At 39.6% G+C, this 23,086-nt stretch carries 17 protein-coding genes; 10 read left to right on the top strand and 7 right to left on the bottom strand.

The genetic code is table 11. The annotated features are described in order from the left end of the window. The first annotated feature begins 235 nt into the window (after nucleotides 1–235). The gene (locus JMY01_RS07395; RefSeq protein WP_201574297.1) at nucleotides 236–886 is read left to right on the top strand and encodes an IS1595-like element ISPssp3 family transposase; all 651 of its coding nucleotides are present in this window, start codon (nucleotides 236–238) and stop codon (nucleotides 884–886) included. A 483-nt stretch (nucleotides 887–1,369) separates the two neighbouring features. Continuing rightward, nucleotides 1,370–2,215, top strand: a complete 846-nt coding sequence (locus JMY01_RS07390) for an IS630 family transposase (RefSeq protein WP_201574958.1) — start codon at nucleotides 1,370–1,372, stop codon at nucleotides 2,213–2,215. 80 nt (nucleotides 2,216–2,295) lie between these two features. On the opposite strand, the gene JMY01_RS07385 is transcribed toward JMY01_RS07390, so the two are convergent. From JMY01_RS07385 to JMY01_RS07380, 3 genes are all read right to left on the bottom strand, one after another. After that, on the bottom strand, nucleotides 2,296–2,589 hold the full coding sequence (locus JMY01_RS07385; protein ID WP_201577347.1) for a transposase: 294 nt from the start codon (nucleotides 2,587–2,589) through the stop codon (nucleotides 2,296–2,298). Between the two features lie 31 nt (nucleotides 2,590–2,620). Beyond that, on the bottom strand, nucleotides 2,621–2,755 hold the full coding sequence (locus JMY01_RS14095; protein ID WP_227677749.1) for a transposase: 135 nt from the start codon (nucleotides 2,753–2,755) through the stop codon (nucleotides 2,621–2,623). An 86-nt stretch (nucleotides 2,756–2,841) separates the two neighbouring features. Then, entirely contained in the window at nucleotides 2,842–3,144 is a 303-nt protein-coding gene (locus JMY01_RS07380) for an IS630 transposase-related protein (RefSeq protein WP_201574957.1), read from the bottom strand. Between the two features lie 430 nt (nucleotides 3,145–3,574). Between JMY01_RS07380 and JMY01_RS07375 the strand changes: the two genes are divergently transcribed. Further along, a complete protein-coding gene (locus JMY01_RS07375) occupies nucleotides 3,575–5,986 on the top strand; it encodes a hypothetical protein (RefSeq protein WP_201574956.1) in 2,412 nt (803 codons plus the stop codon). After that, the gene (locus tag JMY01_RS07370) at nucleotides 5,983–7,914 is read left to right on the top strand and encodes an alkaline phosphatase D family protein (RefSeq protein WP_201574955.1); all 1,932 of its coding nucleotides are present in this window, start codon (nucleotides 5,983–5,985) and stop codon (nucleotides 7,912–7,914) included. The genes JMY01_RS07375 and JMY01_RS07370 overlap by 4 nt, the downstream gene beginning before the upstream one ends. 374 nt (nucleotides 7,915–8,288) lie before the next feature. On the opposite strand, the gene JMY01_RS07365 is transcribed toward JMY01_RS07370, so the two are convergent. Together JMY01_RS07365 and JMY01_RS07360 are read right to left on the bottom strand one after the other, a co-directional pair. Then, the gene (locus tag JMY01_RS07365) at nucleotides 8,289–10,103 is read right to left on the bottom strand and encodes an NAD(P)/FAD-dependent oxidoreductase (protein WP_201574954.1); all 1,815 of its coding nucleotides are present in this window, start codon (nucleotides 10,101–10,103) and stop codon (nucleotides 8,289–8,291) included. A 562-nt stretch (nucleotides 10,104–10,665) separates the two neighbouring features. Then, on the bottom strand, nucleotides 10,666–11,664 hold the full coding sequence (locus JMY01_RS07360) for a DUF2939 domain-containing protein (protein WP_201574953.1): 999 nt from the start codon (nucleotides 11,662–11,664) through the stop codon (nucleotides 10,666–10,668). A 444-nt stretch (nucleotides 11,665–12,108) separates the two neighbouring features. On the opposite strand from JMY01_RS07360, the gene JMY01_RS07355 reads away from it, so the two are divergent. The 5 genes from JMY01_RS07355 to JMY01_RS07335 are packed head-to-tail and all read left to right on the top strand — an operon-like array spanning nucleotide 12,109 to nucleotide 19,555. Next, nucleotides 12,109–13,698, top strand: a complete 1,590-nt coding sequence (locus JMY01_RS07355) for a class I SAM-dependent DNA methyltransferase (protein ID WP_201574952.1) — start codon at nucleotides 12,109–12,111, stop codon at nucleotides 13,696–13,698. Next, complete coding sequence (locus tag JMY01_RS07350; RefSeq protein WP_201574951.1) at nucleotides 13,688–15,073, top strand: restriction endonuclease subunit S; 1,386 nt, start codon at nucleotides 13,688–13,690, stop codon at nucleotides 15,071–15,073. The genes JMY01_RS07355 and JMY01_RS07350 overlap by 11 nt, the downstream gene beginning before the upstream one ends. Before the next feature lie 52 nt (nucleotides 15,074–15,125). Further along, nucleotides 15,126–15,974, top strand: a complete 849-nt coding sequence (locus JMY01_RS07345; protein ID WP_201574950.1) for a hypothetical protein — start codon at nucleotides 15,126–15,128, stop codon at nucleotides 15,972–15,974. Nucleotides 15,975–16,014: 40 nt separating this feature from the next. Next, the gene (locus tag JMY01_RS07340) at nucleotides 16,015–16,308 is read left to right on the top strand and encodes a hypothetical protein (protein WP_201574949.1); all 294 of its coding nucleotides are present in this window, start codon (nucleotides 16,015–16,017) and stop codon (nucleotides 16,306–16,308) included. A 52-nt stretch (nucleotides 16,309–16,360) separates the two neighbouring features. Continuing rightward, nucleotides 16,361–19,555: a type I restriction endonuclease subunit R gene (locus tag JMY01_RS07335; RefSeq protein WP_201574948.1), complete on the top strand. Its 3,195-nt coding sequence runs from the start codon at nucleotides 16,361–16,363 to the stop codon at nucleotides 19,553–19,555. A gap of 453 nt (nucleotides 19,556–20,008) precedes the next feature. On the opposite strand, the gene JMY01_RS07330 is transcribed toward JMY01_RS07335, so the two are convergent. Together JMY01_RS07330 and JMY01_RS07325 are read right to left on the bottom strand one after the other, a co-directional pair. After that, nucleotides 20,009–20,977 carry a hypothetical protein gene (locus JMY01_RS07330; RefSeq protein WP_201574947.1) on the bottom strand — a complete coding sequence of 323 codons (969 nt, stop codon included), beginning with the start codon at nucleotides 20,975–20,977 and terminating at the stop codon, nucleotides 20,009–20,011. Nucleotides 20,978–21,056: 79 nt separating this feature from the next. Further along, nucleotides 21,057–21,470, bottom strand: coding sequence for a hypothetical protein (locus JMY01_RS07325; protein WP_201574946.1), 414 nt, complete (start codon nucleotides 21,468–21,470; stop codon nucleotides 21,057–21,059). Nucleotides 21,471–21,928: 458 nt separating this feature from the next. Between JMY01_RS07325 and JMY01_RS07320 the strand changes: the two genes are divergently transcribed. Beyond that, entirely contained in the window at nucleotides 21,929–22,822 is an 894-nt protein-coding gene (locus JMY01_RS07320; protein ID WP_201574945.1) for an inovirus-type Gp2 protein, read from the top strand. Nucleotides 22,823–23,086: the final 264 nt, after the last annotated feature.

Here is a 23,086-nt window from a genome sequence, read left to right as displayed (position 1 = left end):
AGATCCTTGTCATCGTTTCCTGTCTAAAAACATTGTTGATACTAGGTTTGATCTCACGATGAACGGTGCATTTCTCCATCTAAAAAACCATCAAATATAGTCCGATCAGGTGTAAGAATCTAGCCAGTAACCATATCTAAAAGAGTGTGTCTAATTTTATACTACCAAATATCGTATGTTATTTACTTTAAATATGGGGCTGTCCTAGATAAGTAAAATTATTTAGGATAGCACTATGAGAAAAAGCAAACTAAGTTGGTATAAACAAAGCAGACTAATCGAGTTATTTGTTGCCGGTTCTACCGCCAGAACAGCAGCAAGCCTAGTTGGTGTTAATAAAACTACAGCCAGTTATTACTTTCATAGGCTACGACTACTTATTTACGAGAATAGCCAAGACCCTGGTCTATTTGAAGGCGAAATCGAAGTAGACGAATCATACTTTGGTGGAACTCGTAAAGGCAAGCGAGGGCGAGGTGCTGGTAGCAAAGTGCCCGTGTTTGGCCTACTAAAGCGTAATGGCAAGGTCTACGCTTGTATTATACCCAATGCTAAAGCAGATACTTTGATCCCCATCATAAGAGAAAAAGTGAAGCCTGATAGCATTGTTTATACTGACTCATTTAAAAGCTATAACGCATTAGATGTCAGTGAGTTTACTCATTATCGTATCAACCACTCTAAAACCTTTGTTAATGACAAGAATCATATTAACGGTATAGAGAACTTCTGGAACCAAGCTAAACGGCATCTACGTAAGTTTAACGGGGTCCCAAAAGAGCATTTTCACCTCTATTTAAAGGAATGTGAGTGGCGTTTTAATCACAGTGACCCAAAGTCGCAATTACTACAATTAAAACAATGGGTTAAACAGGGTTTGAGCTAATTATCTAGGACAGCCCCTTAAATATTGTAGGTTTTTGAGGAAATACCAGCTAAATGGTTATTTCGCAGGGTCAGCTATATCTTTAGCGAAGATATTTTTTGTCCTATAAGTCAGGTAGTTAGGTCATTTTTAGTGTTTGCATAGATAAAAAGTAGTAGCGAGATGGTAGTAGAGCATGTGATGCGGTCAAGTTAAAGGATAAAAAACCTAATAATCAAAAGCTTGGTGCTCAATATCAAGATGATGGTCATAAAGCCCTCTAAAAAAGTGATTGCTAACCAGTAGAAATCCAAGACAAAAGGTAATTTATCTATATAAATTAACCAAACATGTGTTTATTGTCTCTATGTTTTTAGTCGTAGCACATTATCATCAATTTGGCTTGCGACATATTTAGTAGATGGTCTATGTTGGTGTTATATAGTCGGTCTTTTATAAATAAGATACAATACTATTAAAACTAAGAGAAAGATATTAATAACGATGACTTATTCTGCAGACTTCCGGGCGCAAGTGATCAAAAGCGTCAAAAACAAAGACATGACTATTCGTGAAGCGTGTACTTTCTATGACGTTAGCAAGACGGCATTACAACGCTGGTTGAAAAACCCAACAATCAAACAATCTCGGGATAAAGCACCCAGTAAAATACCAAATGAAGCACTTCTTCAAGACGTTGCGCAATATCCAGACGATTACATGTATGAGCGAGCACAGCGTTTAAATTGTAGCAAATCAGGCATTGAGATTGCCTTAAAGCGTCTTGGTATCAGTCAAAAAAAGACCTTGGAACATCCAAAAGCCTGTCCGATCAAAAGAGCGATATTCCAGAGTAGGCTTGATCACTTTAAACAGCAAGGCTATCCCATTGTCTATATGGATGAAAGCGGCTTTGAGCACGAGACTATCCGCTCTCATGGCTATGCACCGATAGGTACACCCTGTATAGATAGCTACAACTGGCAAGCAAAAAAGCGTACGAATGTCATCGGGGCATTGTATGAAAAAATGCTGTTTGCGCTTGATTACTTTGAGCAGAATATTAACAGCACCATATTCTACAACTGGTGCAAACGAACACTAATCCCAAGCCTTAAAACCAAATGCGTTATTGTCATGGATAATGCTCGGTTTCATAAAAATAAGCGTATCCAAAAACTACTCAACAGACATGGTCATCGTATTTTGTGGCTACCACCGTACAGTCCTGATCTTAATCCCATTGAAAAGAAATGGGCTCAAGCTAAGTTTCTACGCCAAGGCTGGATGGAGAATAATCTGCCTAAGCTATTTCATGATATGGGTTGTATCTCTTTTATTGTGGATTGACTATAAGAGCTTTACTATAACAGATTAGAATTCTTGGAAGGTATCCGACTCACTAGTAATTTCAGTAGTAATCTATATAGTCAGTTCAAAATAAAATTGTTATGGTTAGGACAAACATCATAAAACAACTTGGATAAGTCATTTTCCAACCAGCCTTGGCGTAGAAACTTTACCTGAGCCCATTTTTTCTCGATAGGGTTCAGATCAGGGCTGTACGGCGGTAGCCACAAAATACGATGACCGTGCCTGTTCAGTAGCTTTTGAATGCGTTTATTCTTATGAAATCTGGCATTATCCATGACAATCACGCATTTGGTTTTAAGACTTGGGATTAGCTTGTGTTTGCACCAGTCGTAGAATATGCTGCTGTTAATGTTGGCTTAAAGTAATCTAGGGCAAACAGCATCATCTTTTCATATAGAGCACCGATAACGTTGGTTCGCTTTTTACCTTGCCAGTGTAACTATCGATACAGGGTTTACCAATCGGTGCATAACCATGAGAGCGAATGGTCTCGTGCTCAAAGCCGCTTTCATCCATATAGACGATGGGATAGCCTTGTTGTTTAAAGTTATCAAGCTTACTGTGGTATATCGCTCTTTTGATCGGACAGGCTTTTGGGTGTTCTAAGGTCTTTTTTGACTGATGCCAAGTCGCTTTAGGGCATGATAAATGCCTGTTTTACTACAGTTTAGACGACGAGCTCGCTCATACTGGTAATCATCGGGATGTTCTTGAACATCATTAAGTAGCACATCATCTGGTATTTTATAGGGTTTGGTTTGCCTGGTTGTTTTGCTATGAACACGTCTCTTCCAGTTTTGTATGGTGGTTGGGCTGAGGTTATAGAATTTAGCTGCCTCGGCAAAGGTCATACCCTCGTCTAAGCTTTTTAGTACTTGTTTGCGAAAATCTAGTGAGTAAGTCATGGTCTTTATAATAACAATTGAATTTGATAGTTAGTTTATAACACTTTTAGGTGGGATTGACTATATTTCAATATCTCTGTTTAAGAGTATTGCTAGCCTCTAAAGAGTTATTTTCTTTATATATTATTTAAAAAAACTGGGAGAGTATTGAGTTTATTTTGCTAAATAAATTATATTAAGAGACTAATTGTTATTGTTAATATATCTAAAATGGGTTATATCATAATTAATCTTAAGTATGGTTTGAATATCAAGTAAGGATTGTGACAAATATAAAATGTTTTTGAGTTTGAATTATGGTGGTAAATGTAATTTAATCAAATTAAACATTTTTTTCTAAACAGACGAAATTTCATTTTTATGGGCAAGCATGAGTATGTTGAGTTGATGGTTTTTATGTGCTAGTCCAACCTACACAAGGATTTGCTCCATGCCAAATATTCATGCGTCTATACCAACAACTTCCTTACCTACAGAACTTGCTGTTCCAAACAAGATTGTCACTAAATATGAGACATTCACGCTAATTCCGCGACTGGGACCACTTACTTACACGCATTTGCGAACCATCGGACTTAAGCATTGGGATAGGATCAAAACTACATATCTATTATTAGATGCTGTACAAAAACAAAAAGACGAGTGGAGTGTAGCGCCGATTCTGTTTATAGATCCGTCCGTTGTTGTTCTTGAGCCGCCACCGATTAGAAATTACGTCCCTAAGCGTGTAATTAATGTAGATCGTGCATCTACCGTTGCTCATGATAGCCATGTTTTGCTAGATATTCTGCATGACGTGCGTGGACTGAGTACGTCAGATGTTGAAATATTATCGTTAGAGATGAGTGCAACTAATCCCAATGCTAATAATCAGCTGGTCAACAGTAATAGCTTTATATTGCAGGCAATGAGAGAGTCGAATCCAATAGTAAAAAGATTGGTAGAGTCAGGGAAGTTGATTGATAAAAATGGCGAGTTCAGAATGGATTTAGCCGCATTACCTCCAGCGGAAAAGATGACAAAAATTTTAAAGGCTTCAACTACTAAGGGGCGAAAAAGCAACGCAGTTGAAACAGCGTTAGCTAAAACAATCTTTGATGAAGTATCCAGTATGCATATCAAGGATAACCTTAAAGATGTTGTGCTAACAGAAGCCAAATTAATCACTAATTCAATCGCCGACGCTTTAAGATCTGCTGGAATAATCTCAGATGATATGCAGAGCGTTGACGACTCAGTGATTGTTGACAGCCGTGAATGGGCATTTTTACGCCACGAACGAGTCGAATTAATCATAGGTCAACCGCAGTTTCGGGGTCCGTTGTCCGTTGACTCGGTGGCACCTAACAGCGAGCTTTCCTATAGCAGCAGCCAGACTGTTGCAAATCAACAAATTGGTGTTGCTTCCAATGAGCGCGGTAGTCGTTCAGGGACCAGTCAGTTGGTCTCTAGTAAAATGAAAGAAAAACTAGGTACGCTTTATGATTATGGTTCGAACCTAGGGCAGACCATGAGCGAGCAGGGCTTTTCTCGAGATGTCTCTAAAGGTGAGAAGCGCTCAATGGTTGAAGCGACACTACTTGAAATATCAGAAAAAAATGCATCAAAGACCATATCTGCATCTACGGTGAGTAATGCTTTAACGCGAGAGTATCGGACAGAAGGCAAAGACACTGATTTTGCGACTACAGCAGTGTCATTCGAGGCATTTGCTCCCGTAGAGGTTACGCACTATTTAGATGAGATCGGTGCGGTTTGGTCGCCCAGGATGCGTAATCCGTTTTTAGCGTTACACCGGAGAATTGAAAGGTTCGAGAGAAATACACAGGCGCAGTACATCGCTGAAAACTACGTAGTAGATCCAGCCGAACCTTTACCTAGTTATGAAGGCTTTGAACGCATAACAGGTAAAACTAAGAAGGTATTGGAAAAGGATTATAAGAATGATGATACAAACCATATTTACAGAGCCGAAGTTACTATAGAGCTGACAGATGCTCAGAGCAATAATGGTTACTTTTTAGACGCTGATGTAGAGTTAGAGTTTATACAAGATACCAGCGATGACGATTTTGAAGCTGACCAGTACAGGGTATTCGATCCTGTAGTAGTCAATCATGTGCCCAACAAAAGTATTACCATTTCCACTCGTGTACAAATTCTGGATTTTCCATTTTGGGACGATCCGGACTATTTTTATCTTAAGGTATCGGTCAGTAAGTACAAGTATACTGCGGCATACTTGGAACAACTAAAAGATTACAACAAGACTATAGGGGAAGTTAATATAGCGCGGCGTGCTGCAGTGAAAGCTCAGGCTAAGAAATATGCGCGACTTAAAAAAGAAGAGTTGATCAGTCGCTACCATAACGATCCAGTTGAATTACGAGACTATACCTTTATATCTCTAATGAAAATGATGTTTGGTGTATCGGCTGACGCCCACTGGTCGTACTACCATGGCATCATAAAGAGTTGTATTGATTGGGATAATGCTAGATTTGATTCTGAGCCAGCAGATCCTAGCCATCTGGCTGCCGATGGTCTTTCGCCTTACCATTTCTTGAACGTTAATGCGATCCGCTTTTTTCTGCCTATCCATAAGGGCTCTGAAGCTGCCTTTTTTGAGGCTGTGGGCAATACCATGGATGCTGATTGGGCAGCGCTGTTTGAGAAAGTTAAAGAATACATAGATACACAACGAAATTTAGTCGCACTCATGACGGAGCGTATGAATGATGAGGATATGGCTCAACTGACTTTGGACAAGTACAAATCAGAGTTAGTGTTGGGGCAACATCTTGAAGCTGTACTTAGCCAAACTAAGTTTTTAGAACGATGAGTAACTTTGGCAGAATACCAGTCGAGGTGCCTATAGCACTAGCTGGTGCAACCGGAATAGCAAGTGTTGCGACAGCAACTCTGAAGCCGGTTGGCTATCCCAATCGTCTTAATGATATCGCAGTGTTTGGTCGTACTGGGGTATGGAAGCGCAGCTGGCTGCTGCGCCCCAAATATGCAGGTCGTTATTTATTCTTACTTTATCCTGTAGATAATATCTCAATTACTACAGTGATAAGAAAAGAAGTTAGTTTCCCTAATTTCAATAGCGCGCCAAAAACGGTAGAAATACAAATTCCCACTACGTTACGTGATTTTCGTAGTTGGCATTGGCGTTTGATAAAGATCGAAGAGTTAGATTCTTCAGAGAAAGAGTTTGAATTACTTGACATATTGCAGCAGCCAGGTGACGGGTTGTTAGACGGTCAAAGTTCTGCGGATATGGCTTGTGAAGCACATCTGAATAACTCGTTTTCATATTTATTGTATGAAGCGCGCTCTGTTATGGAGGCTAGCATTGAGTTTTCTGAAGAATCTAATCGAGTCATGTCACGAATGGTCGTATGGTCTTGTCACCAACCCTATACCTCCGGTCATAGTGGTGCTGAGGTTCCAGCAGAGCGCGCCGAAATTATGCAGTGGTACGCGCATCAGGTAATCAAGTTTGAACCGCATCGTATCTGGGCACTAGGAGATTCGAGTTATTCTGACGGTACCGGCTCGTTAAACTTTGTCGCTCAGGTGAACAATAAATCGGGCTGGCATAATAATTGGGACTTACGTAAGGACTTATTGTCGCTATACCGGTTGAATTACCGTTTTCACTGGAGTTTTGACGCCATGCAAGACGTGATGCGGCGTTATCCACACATTGCTATGTGGGATGATCATGAGATTCGTGATGGTTATGGTAGTGATGCTACGGATTTTAGCGATGAAAATACTGTTATGAAGCAAATTGCCTCTCAGGCCGCTCAAGAGTATTTGTTTTCGTGGAATACTCCCTTGCGTAGCGAGTCGAAACGTAATCTTAAAAGTGATAACCATCTTGCTTACGTCGATAATCCGATTGCGAGTTTTATTTTTGACGGTCGCAATAGTCGTAATTATGGTAAAGACCTACCTATATCTCCTGATATACCTCTAATTGCATCAGCACTAGCTTCAGCTGGCATAGCGCTTGGAGCTTTAGCAGGAGGGCCAATTGGGCTCATAGTTGGAGCCGCGACGATTGGAGCTACAGTTGGATCCACGATTGCTATCGAAAAATACCTTATTGATATGTATCGTTGGGATAACCCAGGTGCAGTGATTTCAGATCAACAACTACGTGACTTTGAAAGATTTTGTCGTCATATTGCTGGGCAACCAAATGTTAAGTATTTGCTACTTGGTAACAGTGTACCTTTTATTTATGTGAATGATATTATTGAAAGCTTAGCGTCAGAATTAGAATTAATGGCAGGCGATCTTGGTCAAGAGGCCCGTGATGATATGCGTGACAGCTGGCATTCACCAGGTAATCGACGGCAGTTGAATCGCCTAATTGACATTATGCGCGATTTACATCAAAAGCGTCCAGATATGGAGATGATAAATCTGTCGGGTGATATTCATATCTCGAATGCATTTAGTTATCAGCCGCCGGGATTTACAAAGAAAATATATCAGGTGACCTCGTCTGGCTTAACAAATCCACCATCTATTGCGAATGAAGATGTAACCAATTTTATTAGCATTGACGGCTCTTTAGGGTTTTTGGAAAGCTCTGAAGACTTTGGAGATGTGCATCGATTATGGCATGAAGGTCTTTACCAAAACTTCTTAACCATAAATGCAAATGAAGAAAGAATTGAGCTTAATTTGAGAGTATTTAATCGCGATGGTGAAACAGCGTTTGGAAGTAGAGATAAGTTGTTAATAATTTAGATAGCAAATTAATAGGTGCGAAATTGAATCTTACCCGGTATACACCTATAAAGTAATTAGGCAATGGTCATTAAGTGCTTTCAATGCAGCATATGGCACTAAGGATCGACTTCGGTTTTGTTAGTATTACATTATTTGCAGGCTCTAATTGATTGAGACGTTTGGTACAAATGGAGCAATGTTAACCACGCTACACAACCATTAATTTCCAGACATGACCATTTTTAGGTATGGTTAAGGAATTTTGCCCGCATGAGCAAAGCAACTCGTAATAATTAGCTGACCTAATACAAAAATGGCCGTACTGAATCAAACCAGTGCGGCCATCATGCTTACCATTTTTTGTCCGTTATTTAGAGTAGTAGCGCTCAAACTTACTCTAAGTGATGAACTTCCTGTAAACCATAAACAGGCGTTTCTATCCCTTCCATTCTGGCCTTAAGTTGCAGTGATAAGTATTGAGAGTAGTGCCGCGACTGATGCAAGTTTCCGCCATGGAACCATAACGCCTCTTGCTGCGTTGGTTTCCACATATTTCTTAACTCACCTTCCCAAGGGCCTGGGTCTTTTTTGGTATCTGAGCCCATTCCCCAGCACTTACCGACTTTATCGGCTACTTCTTGGGAGATTATTTTTGCCGCCCAACCGTTCATAGAGCCAAATCCAGTAGCATATACAATCAAATCTGCCTCTAGCTCTGTACCATCCGTTAGCACCACTGAGTTCGGCTTAATGTGATCAATACTAACACCAGATTTAAGCTTTATCTTCCCTTCCGCTACTAGCTCAGAAGCACCGACATCGATATAGTAACCAGAGCCTCGACGTAAGTATTTCATAAAGAGACCAGTATGATCTTCACCAAAGTCGAGCATAAACCCTGCGTCAGTTAACTTTTGATAAAAGTCAGCATCTAACTCTGCTACTTTACGGTAAACAGGCTCATGAAATTGCGGCATGATTTTAAAAGGAATAGAACCAAAGGTCAGGTCTGCCTTATAGGTAGTCATTCCATTCTCAACTGCTTCTTCAGAATACAAACCCCCTAATACCTCATCCATCAAAGTATCTGATTTAATAATATGCGTTGATGAACGTTGTATCATGGTGACGTCTGCGCCATTTTCCCAAAGGGCGGCACAAATATCATGCGCTGAGTTATTGGCACCTAGTACGATACATTTTTTTCCTCGATAAGCCTCACCGCCTGGGTGCTGGCTTGAGTGATGCTGCTCTCCAGCAAAATCTTCCATACCAGGAATTTCTGGTATGTTTGGCAACCCTGACATACCAGTCGCCAAAACCAATTGCTTAGGATGTAATACTAAATGTTCACCCGCTCTATCAACCTCTACGTTCCACTGCTTTAACTCCTCATCGAATTCAGCACTGATACATTCAGTTGATCCCCAGTAGTTTAACTCCATAACCTTGGTATACATTTCTAACCAATCACCAATTTTGTCTTTTGGCGTAAATACTGGCCAGTTCTCAGGGAAGGGGAGGTACGGCATATGGTCATACCAGACAGGATCATGCAAACATAATGACTTATAACGATTACGCCATGTATCACCTGGTCTAGGCTGCTTATCTATGACAATTGTCGGAACGTCGAGTTGCCGTAAGCGAGCTCCTAGACCGATACCGCCCTGTCCACCACCGATAACTAAGCAATAAGGCTGCTCGCTATAACCGAGGTTTTTTTCTTCAATTTCCCGTTTTTCCTGCCACGTTAGACGATCAGGGTCAGCACCATGTTCAGCGCCTTTTGGACGTAATCTTTTACGCTTTTCAGGGAAATCTTTGAGCTCGGTCATAGTGGTTAATAATGTCCAAGCTTTACCATTACGCAGACGTAAGTGTCCATAGCCTTTTGCCACCTTGGTGTTGAAGGTTATCCAAGCTTCTATAACACCATCGTTTTCTACTGCATCTTCTTCAAGCTGCCAATTATATGGTTCAGCCGTTTCTAGGGTATGCGAGAGCATATCTTTAATTTTATCTTGTCCCTCTAATGTCTTGATATTCCAAGTAAATGAAACTAAATCACGCCAATACCCTTCGGCTTCAAAGTACTCAGCTGCTTGGTCTATATCTTTTGTGCGCAAGGCTTGATCAAAACCTTGCAGCCAATTAGTGACTTGTTGGCTTGCGGATAACTCATTATCATGCTTTTGAGTAGTCATAAAATTCCTCTCCATGGTTATTTTTATTTACTCTATTGCTAAGCTTCATGTGCAGCAGTGAAAATTCACTAAACACCAAATAGCATACTTTTCGAAGTGAATCGAAAAGTGTGAGCTTTTGATATCAGTGAGTGTCATTTCAAAACAGAAAGTTAATACACTTAAGAAAAAGAATATTCTCTATGGATAGTAACTCCTTATAAGAGCTATAGCCTTTAAGACTATAGCTCTTATAAACAGATGTTGTCAATTCTAGTGTATGGTTGTTCTATCATCTATTAGCTATCCTGATAAAATGTAGTATTTATATAGTGAGTCCTAAATAAAAAGAGTACAGCTTTTACGGCGTGCTACTGGTATAAATTTTCTTTGCTTGCTGTGCGACTGCGTCACTGTTCGATGCTGCATAAAATTCATCCCAGTAACACTGTATTTGTTTTAAATTGGATCGACTATACTCATTTTCGGTTGGATTGCTTTGGGTGATTTATGGTGAGGGTGAGCTGTATTATGTGCCAACTACGGGTGTTATCTAGTTTGTAGATTAACTATTAACTATTTATTAAGTACAGTTGTTCATATACTCTGCTTCTGTTAAGTCTGGGTTACGACAGTCTTTCAATCCATCATACCCATCGTCATAACGTGAACGTTCGATAATGAATTTACGTAACTCACCCTCTTGACTACCATCAAGCGTGAAATCATTCAATAAATCTATCATGTCTTGTGATGTTTCTATGTCATTGTCAACGAGATAATCAATGCGGGCCGCTTGTGCGGGTGTTAGTGATTCGGTTATTTGTACAGCGTGGGCACCTGTACCATTATTGTAGTAGTCCTCATCATAAAAACTATCAGTGTCGATATTACTATTTCCAATATCAGCTACTTCTTCACTATCAATAATGCCGTGAAAGACATCTTCAAACTCATCATTTTCAGTGGTATATATTTCATCCTCTGCATCAGCCCAGTCTAAGTCAGCGACAGATGGTTCTTCGACTGTATTATTAGACTCTTTATCGTTTAAGTCTAAGGGAAAGGCAATCCTTGTGACTTTCCAGCTAAGGCCGTCTCTATGCATAATCACATCTAATGACTCTTTATCAGCATCATCAAAGATCTGAACTTTGAATCGATTAAATGACAGGTAGCCGGCTTTATAATCAATATACTCATTTTTGGCTTCAGGCTTATCTTCAGAGGTGTCATTATTTAAGTCAAAATCTAGTTTTTGCCCTTGAAGCATTAATGCAACGCCATCGGGTGTGACTACACTGTCTATAATTGGGTCTATCATCGCAGTGGCTAACATGGTGCCCAAAGCCTCAAAGCCATCTTGCTCATCACTTGAAGCAAGATCCTTAAGCATAGCGGCTTTGACTTGATCCTTCATACTTTGTTTCACATTAGGGAAGTCAATGTACCCCGAGAGCTTGTCTGCATCTCCTTGTACAGCAGCATTTTTAATATTGTTCAACGCTATATAGGGTGATGCATAAAGGTAGATTGCAAATATAACAAGCAAGCCCGCTAACCAAGGCAAAAGTTTTTTCAAAAAAGCTCTCCTAAAATATGGATGAAATGAGTTATTAACCTATCGCGCACAAGATATAGTCGGAGCACTTTGAAACCGCTACGGTGTTACCCGCTCTAGAGGTACTTAGTGTACTATCTGCGGTCGGTCGCCTTGTAGCGACTTAATAATCGTTGAAATTCTGGTGTATACTTACAAAGCAGTGATTTTTAGCAAGGAATATTAACATTGCTTGACATATAAAACAATTTGATAGAGTGTGATTGGCTAACTCTTGAACCTTTGTAAAGAAAATACTAAAAATAGCTGATAGCATATGTGGCCAAAGTATCGCCACAATCACACTCATTGCTCATATTTATCTAACAATCTAATAATAGTCAAAGCATAGTCAAAGCATAGTCAAAGCATAGTCAAAGCAATGACATAAACCTTTATTTAAGAAAAGAAGGAAGTTAAAGAAACATGGCTAAAACACCTGCAAATAAGAACGACCAAGCCAAAGATGGTCGCTTTGAAGAAGCCCTTTGGGATGCTGCTAATAAATTGCGAGGTAGCGTCGAATCATCAGAATATAAGCACATCGTCCTTAGCCTGATTTTCTTAAAGTTCATCAGTGATACCTTTGAGCAGCAGCGCCAAAAGCTCATCGATACAGGCTATGAGAAGCACATCGACATGGTGCCTGCTTATACCAAGGATAACGTGTTCTATTTGCCAGAGGAGAGCCGTTGGAGTTTCATTCAGCAGAATGCCAAGCAAGAAGATATCGCGCTCAAGATTGATACGGCGCTTAGCACCATTGAGAAGACCAACCCATCACTCAAAGGCGCATTGCCTGATAATTACTTCTCTCGTCTTGGTTTGACTGCTAGTAAGCTTGCCGCCTTGATCGATGTGGTCAATAACATCGATACTATCGGGAATCCTGAGGAAGATACTGTAGGGCGCGTATACGAGTATTTCTTGGGTAAGTTTGCCGCGACTGAAGGCAAGGGCGGTGGTGAGTTCTATACGCCTAAATCGGTGGTCAACCTCATTGCAGAGATGCTAGAGCCGTATCAAGGCAAAATCTATGACCCCTGCTGCGGTTCAGGCGGTATGTTCGTGCAGTCCATCAAGTTCATCGAGAGTCATCACGGCAATACCAAAGACGTGTCTATCTATGGGCAAGAGTACACCAGCACCACCTACAAACTCGCGAAGATGAACCTTGCTATTCGTGGCATATCTAGCAACTTGGGTGATGTGGCTGCCGATACTTTCTTTAAAGATCAGCACGAAGATCTCAAAGCCGACTTCATCATGGCAAACCCACCGTTTAACCAAAAGGATTGGCGCGCCGCTGATGAGCTGGTCGATGATCCGCGCTGGGCAGGCTATCCGACACCGCCGACGGGCAATGCCAACTACGCATGGATATTGCACATGATATCTAAATTGTCTGAGCATGGGACTGCGGGTTTCGTATTGGCAAACGGTTCGATGTCTACCACCACCAGTGGTGAAGGTGAGATACGCCAGCAAATCATCGAGAATGACTTGGTCGATTGTATGATCGCGCTACCGGGACAGCTGTTTTATACCACGCAAATTCCGGTGTGCTTATGGTTTATCAGTAAAGATAAACAAGCCAAGTCAGCACATAGCCAAGCTCGCGGCTTGCGTAATCGTAGCGGTGAAACGTTATTCATTGATGCGCGTAATATTGGCGCGATGATTAGCCGTACTAATAAAGAACTCACAAAAGATGATATCGAAGCAATTGCTAAGACGTATCATGCGTGGCGCGGTGAGAAAGAAGCTGGCGGTTATGAAGCCTATAGCGACGAAGCAGGCTACTGTAAATCGGCAAGCCTTGATGATATCAAAGCCAATGACTATGTACTGACTCCGGGGCGTTATGTCGGGGCTGCGGCAATAGAAGATGACGGCATCTTGTTTGAGACTAAGATGTTAGAGCTAAGCCAAACGTTATATGCGCAGATGCAAGAATCATCAAAATTAGATACAACCATACGTCAGAATTTGGAGGTATTGGGTTATGGCGAATGATTGGGAAGTTGTGAAATTTAAAGAGCTTTATTTAATTCCGTCTAGAAATGGTTTGTCTAAACCAAAAAAAGTTAGAGGAGAAGGTGTTAAATTTATCAATATGGGAGAAATTTTCAAGTTTGATAGGATGTTTAATATTCCTACTGATAGAGTCCCTGTAAACAAGAAAGAGTTTGATAGTTCTGAATTGAGAAATAATGACTTGTTATTTGCTCGCCAATCATTAGTGCTATCGGGCGCAGGTAAATGTGCTATTTTTCTTGGTGATAATGAACCTGTAGTTTTTGAGTCTCATTTAATTAGGGTTAGACCAGATGAAAAGAAAGTTTATTCAGAATACTTATATTACTTTTTCAAAAGTCCTCAAGGTCGTTCTGAAATATGGTCGATAACCGAACAAGGGGCTGGTCAATCTGGCATAAGAGGTTCTGATTTAGAAAATGTTAATGTTCCGATGCCATCGCATCAAGAACAAAAAGCCATTGCTCATATCCTCGGTTCCTTAGACGACAAAATCGAACTCAACCGCCGAATGAACGAGACGCTAGAAGCGATGGCGCAGGCGTTATTTAAAAGTTGGTTTGTGGATTTTGACCCCGTGATTGATAATGCCCTAGCAGCAGGCAAGCCGATTCCTGATGAGCTGTTAGATCGTGCCGAGCAACGTAAAGGGATTGAGAAAAAAGACAGCCCAGATATTCAGAATTTATTTCCTAATGAGTTTGAGTTTACTGAGGAAATGGGCTGGATTCCCAAAGGCTGGGTAAATGAACCTTTATCTAGCTTTATTGAAAAGTCGAATACTGGCGCTGATGCCATACAGAAAGCTCCGATAGTAGATTACGATACTGGTATAAAATGCGCTCGCATTGGCGATTTTAGTAACAATAGGGATATTGCATCTTGGGGGTTCTCCAATGTAACAGCTGAAAATTTTGAAAAATTTAAACTGTTAAAAGGGGATATCCTAATAACACGTACAAGTATTTTAGGACTAAGTAAGATTATCCTCGAAGACTTAAGTGCAGTTTATAATAATGGTCTAATTAGAATACGAGTTAATACTAACCCTATATATGTATATCAAGCATTTCAGACTAAAGAGTTTAGAACTTATATTGATAGAATCACTGGAGAGTCTTCAACTCGTCCAAATATGAAGATAAGCTATTTATTAGAATATCCATTACTACACCCCAGCACAAAGTTACTAAAAAAAGCCTCGAATATTTTTAGTGACAGTTTAGTTAAAAGAAAAGAGCTGGATTTGCAAGTAGAGATAATATCCAAACTTCGCGACACTCTTTTACCTAAATTAATATCAGGTGAGTTGCGTATCTCAGACGCTGCGGCACTTGTGGATGAAGCTATATAGCTTTTGACAGTAAACGTTTATCCCAAAAATACAATCATTAATGGAGTTTAAGATGAAGAAGCTTTTACTTAGTTTGGCACTTAGTTTAGGTGCTTTATCAGTAACTCCTGTAATGGCTGCCGCTCCTGCTTTCTCTGCCAGTCAAATGGCTCAGATCAAAATCAAAGACTTAAGCTTTAAAGAAGTCATGCGTCAGTTTTATAGTGGGCGTATGGGTCAGCAGTTTGTCAATGATGAGGATATTAAGTCCATGCCCAATATTGGCTTAGATAGTGTCGATAGCGATGGCGAAAGAACGGTTGCCGTCATGCATCCTGTCATGACGTATAAAAATACGGCTGGAGAATCCCGTTACTTAGTGACTATCGAAAAAGTTCAAGTCAATAACGGTTCACTGGTGCAGTGTCATGCGTGCGACGCGACGGCTGACTTATACAGCTTTAAAAAACTCAGTAACGGACAGTTTCAATTGGTGAGTCGCACGCCAAAAAACGTTGAGTTCTCGACCAGCTGGGGTCGTGTTGGACTGTATGCTGAAGATGTTAAAGAGGGTTTACAGCCATTAGGGAAAAACCTAATAGGCAGTATATTTATGAATGGTTACAGCTCTACGGGCACAACGGAGAGCTGGTGGGATGTCCTACATTTACCTGAAAACGCCTTTATTGATGTCTATACACTAGGGGATGCAGGTTCAAGCAATGCGGGCAACTATGAAGAAGACTCACCTTTATATTATGACTATGAGGTGACTTTTAAGGTATTACCTGATGCCACCACCTACTACCCGATCAAATTAACTTTTAAAGGCGATAAACCGACTGAAGATTATGAGCGTATCAACAGTGTCAATTACAGCAAAATTATGAAGTTCAATCCTGTAAAAAAAGAGTATCAGTAAAATAACTGAGCTTATGTTTTAATCAATTTGGAATTCAAATATGGCCTATTTAAGTAAAATTGAAGATAAAGTAACCATTAAGGCATTGTTAATATATATTCTTATTAGTATATGGGTGCTTGGTCTAATGATATTTTTCAGACTAAACGAATCCTTTGATGTTTATTATGCTGGCTATGGAGACATGCCTGTAGAAATTCAAAACGACAGTTATGGTGATCCAGTGCCTGTTGAGATAACTAATCACAAGTTAGATGTAGAAGTGACTAATCATGAGCTTGATGTCGAAGTAACCAATAGTTGGTATAACGCAGTTCCAGTTGAACCTCGATAAATTCAGGCTTTTAAGTTGAAAGTAGTTTATAAGATCATACGAGGACGTATCATTGAAATTCACTGAAGACAGGCTAGAACAAGCCATTATCGAGCTACTAGCAGCTGAGGGCTATCCACATAGCGTAGGCGCGGCGCTTAGTTTTGAGACTGGCCGTAATCCTGATGACGTGCTCATCAAGTCTGATCTTCGACAGTTTTTAGCGACTCGCTATAAAAATGACTTGATCACAGAGTATGAGATTGAGTCCATCATTCATAAGCTGGAATACCTTCCGGCATCTGATCTCTACGACACTAACAAAGCTATTATGAAGTTTGTCGCTGATGGTTTTACTCTCAAGCGTGAGGACTATACCCAAAAAGACTTATACATTCAGCTACTTGATTATGAAGCACTGGATAACAATCGCTATCGCATCGTCAATCAGATGGAGATACAAGGCTTTGAGCTGCGTATTCCTGATGGCATTCTTTATATCAATGGCTTACCACTGGTGGTGTTTGAGTTTAAGAGTAGCATCCGTGAAGATGCCACCATGTTTGATGCCTACACCCAGCTGACCACTCGCTATAAGCGCGATATTCCAGAGCTGTTTAAATACAATGCCCTATGCGTCATTAGCGATGGGGTCAACTCAAAAATGGGCTCATTCTTTGCCCCTTATGAGTTCTACTACTCTTGGCGTAAAGTCACTGGCCATGAGAAGTTAGAGAAAGACGGTATCCACTCCTTATTGACCATGATGAGCGGTTTATTTGATAAAGCGCGCTTGCTTGATGTCATCCGTAATTTTATTTACGTACCTGACAAATCAAGCAAGGAAGAAAAAATCGTTTGTCGCTATCCGCAGTACTATGCGGCCACCAAGCTATACGCCAACATCAAGCAGCACATGAAGTTGCTCGATAGTCATGGCAACTTGATTGACGATAATGGCTTACGTGACGGGAAGGGTGGTACGTACTTTGGCGCGACTGGCTGTGGTAAGAGCTTTACCATGCTGTTCTTAGCCCGTCTGCTAATAAAAGACGCGACGCTTGGTAGCCCAACCATTATCTTAATCACTGACCGCACCGATTTGGATGATCAGTTATCCAAAACCTTCACCAATGCCAAGACCTATATCGGCGATGAGAACATCATCAGTGTCGAGAGTCGTGCTGAGCTACGAGAAGAGCTCAAAGGACGTAAGAGTGGCGGCGTATTCCTAACCACCATTCATAAGTTCACCGAAGACTTAGCCCTACTAACAGAGCGTACCAACGTTATCTGTATCTCAGATGAAGCGCACCGTAGCCAAATCAACCTCCAGCAAAAAATCACCGTTACCGAAGATGGCGTCAAAAAGACCTACGGCTTCGCTAAGTATCTGCATGACTCATTACCCAATGCCACTTACGTTGGCTTCACAGGCACGCCGATTGATGCCACCCTTGATGTCTTCGGTCCCGTCGTTGATAGCTACACCATGGTCGAGTCGGTATTCGATGAAATCACCGTGCGTATCGTCTATGAAGGTCGCGCCGCTAAAGTGCTACTCGATAGCAAACAGCTTGATGAAGTAGAGAAGTACTATCAAGAAAGCGCCGACGCTGGCACCAATGAATATCAGATAGAGAAAAGCAAAAAAGCCATGGCGAGCATGTCTACCATACTTGGTGACCCTGACCGCATTAGAGCTATAGCAGAAGACTTTGTTCAGCATTATGAAGCACGAGTCGCTGAGGGCACCACACAAAAAGGCAAGGCAATGTTCGTCTGTAGCAGCCGTGAAGCCGCCTATCAGTTATATAAAGACATAATAGACCTGCGTCCTGAATGGGATGAGGTACGAGCGTGCGAGGAAGGCTCAACCTTATCGGAAAGTGATAAGAAAAAAGTTAAACCTATGGAGCGAGTCAAAATGATCATGACTCGAAACAAGGATGATGAAAAAGGCATGTGGGATAACCTTGGTAATAAAGACTATCGTAAAGAGCTCGACCGTCAGTTTAAAAATGGCAAATCTAACTTTAAAATCGCCATCGTCGTCGATATGTGGCTCACAGGCTTTGACGTACCTTTTCTCGATACCATATACATTGATAAACCTTTGCAAAAGCATAGCCTGATTCAAACCATCTCACGGGTCAACCGTAAGTTTGAAGGTAAAGAGAGCGGCTTAGTGGTCGATTATATCGGCATCAAAAAGCAGATGAACCTAGCGCTCTCGCATTACACTGGCGGTCAGATTCAAAACCTAGAGGATATTCAAAAGTCAGTGGTGGTGGTCAAAGACCATTTAAACCTACTGGATACGGTTTACCATAAGTTTGACTCTAGTCTTTACTTTAATGGTACGCCACTGCAGCAGCTTAACTGCTTAAATGCGGCGGCTGACTTTGCGCTGCAATCTAAAAAGCTAGAAAAACGTTTTATGGATTTAGCCAAGCGTTTGAAGTCTGCCTATGATATTTGCGTCGGTAGCAGTGAGCTCACAAAGGCGCACAAGGACAAGATTCATTACTACCTAGCCATACGTACCATCATCTTTAAAATCACCACTGGCGGCGCACCTGACGTTGAACAGATGAACCAAAAGGTACGTGATCTGGTGAAAGATGCCCTACTTAGTGATGGCGTTGAAGAAATCTTTAAGCTCGGTGACAATACCGATGGTGAGATTGATATCTTCGATGAAGACTACCTAGCCAAGCTTGAAGTGATTAAGCAGCCCAATACTAAGCTTGAGCTACTACAGCAGCTACTCGCTAAAGCCATTGGTGAGCTGAAAAAGACCAACAAGGTAAAGGGCGTTGATTTCAGTAAGAAGATGAATGCTTTGGTCGAGAAGTATAATGACCGTGACGAGCAGGACTTACTACGTGCCGAAGTCATTGGCGACTTCTCTGATGAGATTATCAAGCTATATCACGAGCTACGCGACGAGATGGCATCGTTTGGTGAGATGGGTATCGACTTTGAAGAAAAAGCCTTTTACGACATTCTGCTGTCACTAGCGCATAAGTACGACTTTACCTATCCCGAAGACAAACTGATTGAGCTGTCTAAAGAAGTGAAAAAGCTCATCGATGAGAAGGCTAAATATACGGACTGGAACAAGCGTGATGACATCAAAGCGGAACTACAGTTTGATTTGATGGTATTGCTTGACGCGTGGGGCTATCCGCCAGTTGATTCAAAAGAGGTCTATAAAGAGATATTCGAACAGGCGGAAAACTTTAAGAAGCATAGGGTGGTTTAAGCATAGCAGATATATTTTTGATTTAATCACCTCTTAGTATAGTCGATCCACTATAAAATAAATACAGTGCTACTGGGATGAATTTTATGCAGCATCGAACAGTGACGGAGTCGCACAGCAAGCAAAGAAAATTTATAACAGTAGCACGCCGTAAAAGCTGTACTCTTTTTATTTAGGACTCACTATATGACGTTTAAACTGAACATTTTGATAGCTCGCACAAAGAAAAACACCGCAAATCATAACGATTTGCGGTGTTTTTAGTACTACTATAATGGTACCCGGAGCCGGAACGGTAATTCGTGGTTAAGCATTTGATATATATAGATAAATATTTAAATATGTATTTTAGTACACTTGTCAGTATACTTAAGATTCGTTTTTCAGTTTTATGGTAATTTCGTAACAGAGAATTGATGGCTTCAATCACTACTGAGTTACTAATTGGTTTTTTTATGCTCTTCCAACCTTTTGCTTTATCAGCTTGGCGTTTATCGAAAAAGGATCGCCATCAGCTATTTTATCATCAATGTTGTGAAGATTCTCATCTGAAGCTAGATTACTTTCAGTAGCCTGTAGTTTCGTTAGTGGATCATTACCTTTCATTGTGGAGATATTTGTAGTTGCAATCATAACTTCATGACGATTAATTTCCTCACCAATTGAGTTTTCAGTAGCAGTATCGTCAACGTTATCCAAACTCACAGTTTTATCATCAGATTGGTTCTGTTGAGCATTTACGATTGGCTCGGCATTGTCAGTGCAAACAGAGTCTTCAATATCTGGTGGTAAGTCTAACGCCTTAACCTGAACGTTTACATTTATTATATCATTGCCCTCACAATCGACTAGTAGATGCTCAGGAGTATTATTTTGTACTTGTAAAGTTTGCTCAGTTTCAAACTGACTAATATGAGGTTTCTTATAGTGTCTAAGCCAATTGTTATTTTTTTTATTATAAACTGTAGAGATAGCTTTAAATGATTGTTCTTTTAATGTATGTTTATTGATATATGCTATTTTTGAAGTTTTTGTAGTGGGTTTATTGAGCTTAGTATTAGAATCGATATCCTTTAGAGTCTTTAATCTTGATTTTTGCTTTTGCCATGTATTTTTCATGGTTCTTATAAATTTAGTTCTTGTTTCAAAGGTATAGTGATTTAAGGGTACGGGGCTAGAGATAGTAGTAGAGTTAAGGAAAATAAAAGCCATGTAATCAAACGAAGCTAAGATATGATTGTATCGACTAGCGGTTTCATCAATATCAAAATAAATATAATCACTTGCACCAAGATAAGTATTTAAAGTGTTGTCTTTACTTCTCTTATTCAGCATATATTCATACGCCCAATCAATTTGTTTCCTATCTTTTCTATCTAACCATTCAAGTTCATTATCTCTAATTTTACTTAGAATAAACATATCTCTAAGTGTATTCAGCACAGCTATTTTTTTATGAACTGTATACTCTAATTGGTAATCTTTAGGGTTTATTATTTTTCTAGAGAGATAGTAAATTTTTTGAATAGATGATATCGTGATTGGCTGTCATTATCTCTTCACGAGTAGTTATATATTTTATTCTATAATCAGACGATCTTAATGCCATTATAAACCATAATGTTGCTCTATCTTTTCCATGAAGCCAGCTAATATGACTCTGTGGAATTATAATAGCAGACATCTCAGCTAGCAAATTATCGACTCTAGTAGGTGAGAAATTTCTTATCTCTAAAACAGTAATTAGTTTTTTCTTGCAATTCCTATCATCCTTTACTAGAAAAACTTTTTCTACCGGATTTATTTGATTTAAGTAATATAAACACCAGTATGATTCATGAGCCGTTAGTTGATTTACTTTGCTTGTTATGTATTCTTTATTAGAGATAATTTTATTTAATTTAGGTTCTTCCATAATAAAAATTACATCCATGATTAGAGTATATAAGGATCGAAATCTACCTAGTTCTGCGTAGTCAAAATCAATAAACAAGCTCTATTATATCGCAAAAAATGGTCATCATATACTGTATTTTTGGTCAGAATATTGTCAGAGGATATGATCGCTATACCTTGAGGTTATGGATACTGTACGGGGATTTCTATGCCAAATTACCTTCATTATGACTCTAACTCCATTCGAACCACTTCCTTATACTAAAGGGTAGCTTAGGATTGGATTTAGCTAAATACTCAGCTCTGCTTAGGATATAGTCTACTTTAATACCATGTTACAGATCGGGTATATATATTATTAACACACACACTAGATATGTTTTTCTAAACTGAGAGAGTAGCTCTCAGTAATTATAATTATAAAATTACTAAGTCTTATTAACTTATGAATACAAATTCATAAGGATGATAATCACGATGTATAACTCGGTCAATAACTCCAAAATAATATCAGATGTTGATATTCTCGTTAGAAAGATAATATATCAATGCATTTCGCTTAAGAATGTTAAAAGTGAATTGAATAGGCTGTATTATCCATTTATGACAATTTTAGATGATGAATTAGCGTACTCACAACCAATCAATGCATTTATAAGTACTACCAATGCTATTGTTGGTGATTCCTACCCATTCAACGTTTCATGGAATAATAGTTTGACTGAGAGTTTTATTCGGTTGCTGTTATCTTATAAAAGCCATATTAATTATGACTATAATAAGTGGTACTCACAAGGAATAAGTAATTCCAATAAGCTTGAAAATAGTATAAGAAAACTATTTATTAAAAGATCTAGACTGCTTTTTGTACGTGTTGACTTAAAGTATTTTCAGGAAGTTAGTGACCATATTACTATTTACGATTTCGATGCTCACATGCAGAAACTGCGGGATTTCATAGGTAATAAAAGAACTTGTTTTGGAGACTTGCTTTTAAATGCTTGGTCCTTAGAACAAGGAGAGGAAAACGGTAGTTTTCACTGTCATCTATTACTCGTTTATGATGGCTCAGAGCGTTATAGCGATACGTATTTGGCTATGAAAGTGGGGGAGAAATGGCAAGATATTACAGAAGGGTTAGGGTATTTCTTTAATTTACACACTCCTAATTATAAAAAGCGGTTTGAATATAAGAATACGCTTGGTATAGGCATGATTCATCGGAGTAATATTCAGGAAGTTGAGAATGCCGTCAACGCAGCATTATATTTAACCAGACCATTTAAATCAGATGATAGTTACCAACGTCTTAAAGTAAAGCTACCTGGTATGCGTACCTTTGGTAAAAGCATAAAAAAACAAACTACATAGTTTTTACAGTTCTAGCTTACTCTTGATTTTAGTGATACATCAAGTGATATAACCCATCATTTTAAAAAATAAATATTGTGTTCGCCAGAAAGATATTTATTGAGAAAAGTAATGTTGTTATAGGTTTTTCTTAAATTTAGTTTAACAAAACTAATTTTAAATAGATTGGCTATATTAAAATAATTTTAAATATATATTATCCCTATGAGATCAGTCAGGAAGCATCGCTCTCCTGACTGTTTAACCCCAATCCATCCTAATTAA

The organism is Psychrobacter sp. H8-1, assembly GCF_904846575.1.
GTDB lineage: Bacteria > Pseudomonadota > Gammaproteobacteria > Pseudomonadales > Moraxellaceae > Psychrobacter > Psychrobacter fulvigenes.
The sequence above is the reverse complement of the archived record's forward strand: the minus strand, read 5'-3'. Positions and strand labels throughout refer to the sequence as shown.

Excerpts from the sequence above, each read along its gene's own strand:
- JMY01_RS07395 (WP_201574297.1), top strand. The coding sequence starts at position 236 with ATGAGAAAAAGCAAACTAAGTTGGTATAAACAAAGCAGACTAATCGAG.
- JMY01_RS07390 (WP_201574958.1), top strand. The coding sequence starts at position 1,370 with ATGACTTATTCTGCAGACTTCCGGGCGCAAGTGATCAAAAGCGTCAAA.
- JMY01_RS14095 (WP_227677749.1), bottom strand. The coding sequence starts at position 2,755 with ATGGATGAAAGCGGCTTTGAGCACGAGACCATTCGCTCTCATGGTTAT.
- JMY01_RS07380 (WP_201574957.1), bottom strand. The coding sequence starts at position 3,144 with ATGACTTACTCACTAGATTTTCGCAAACAAGTACTAAAAAGCTTAGAC.
- JMY01_RS07375 (WP_201574956.1), top strand. The coding sequence starts at position 3,575 with ATGCCAAATATTCATGCGTCTATACCAACAACTTCCTTACCTACAGAA.
- JMY01_RS07370 (WP_201574955.1), top strand. The coding sequence starts at position 5,983 with ATGAGTAACTTTGGCAGAATACCAGTCGAGGTGCCTATAGCACTAGCT.
- JMY01_RS07365 (WP_201574954.1), bottom strand. The coding sequence starts at position 10,103 with ATGACTACTCAAAAGCATGATAATGAGTTATCCGCAAGCCAACAAGTC.
- JMY01_RS07355 (WP_201574952.1), top strand. The coding sequence starts at position 12,109 with ATGGCTAAAACACCTGCAAATAAGAACGACCAAGCCAAAGATGGTCGC.
- JMY01_RS07350 (WP_201574951.1), top strand. The coding sequence starts at position 13,688 with ATGGCGAATGATTGGGAAGTTGTGAAATTTAAAGAGCTTTATTTAATT.
- JMY01_RS07345 (WP_201574950.1), top strand. The coding sequence starts at position 15,126 with ATGAAGAAGCTTTTACTTAGTTTGGCACTTAGTTTAGGTGCTTTATCA.
- JMY01_RS07340 (WP_201574949.1), top strand. The coding sequence starts at position 16,015 with ATGGCCTATTTAAGTAAAATTGAAGATAAAGTAACCATTAAGGCATTG.
- JMY01_RS07330 (WP_201574947.1), bottom strand. The coding sequence starts at position 20,977 with ATGTTTATTCTAAGTAAAATTAGAGATAATGAACTTGAATGGTTAGAT.
- JMY01_RS07325 (WP_201574946.1), bottom strand. The coding sequence starts at position 21,470 with ATGGAAGAACCTAAATTAAATAAAATTATCTCTAATAAAGAATACATA.
- JMY01_RS07320 (WP_201574945.1), top strand. The coding sequence starts at position 21,929 with ATGTATAACTCGGTCAATAACTCCAAAATAATATCAGATGTTGATATT.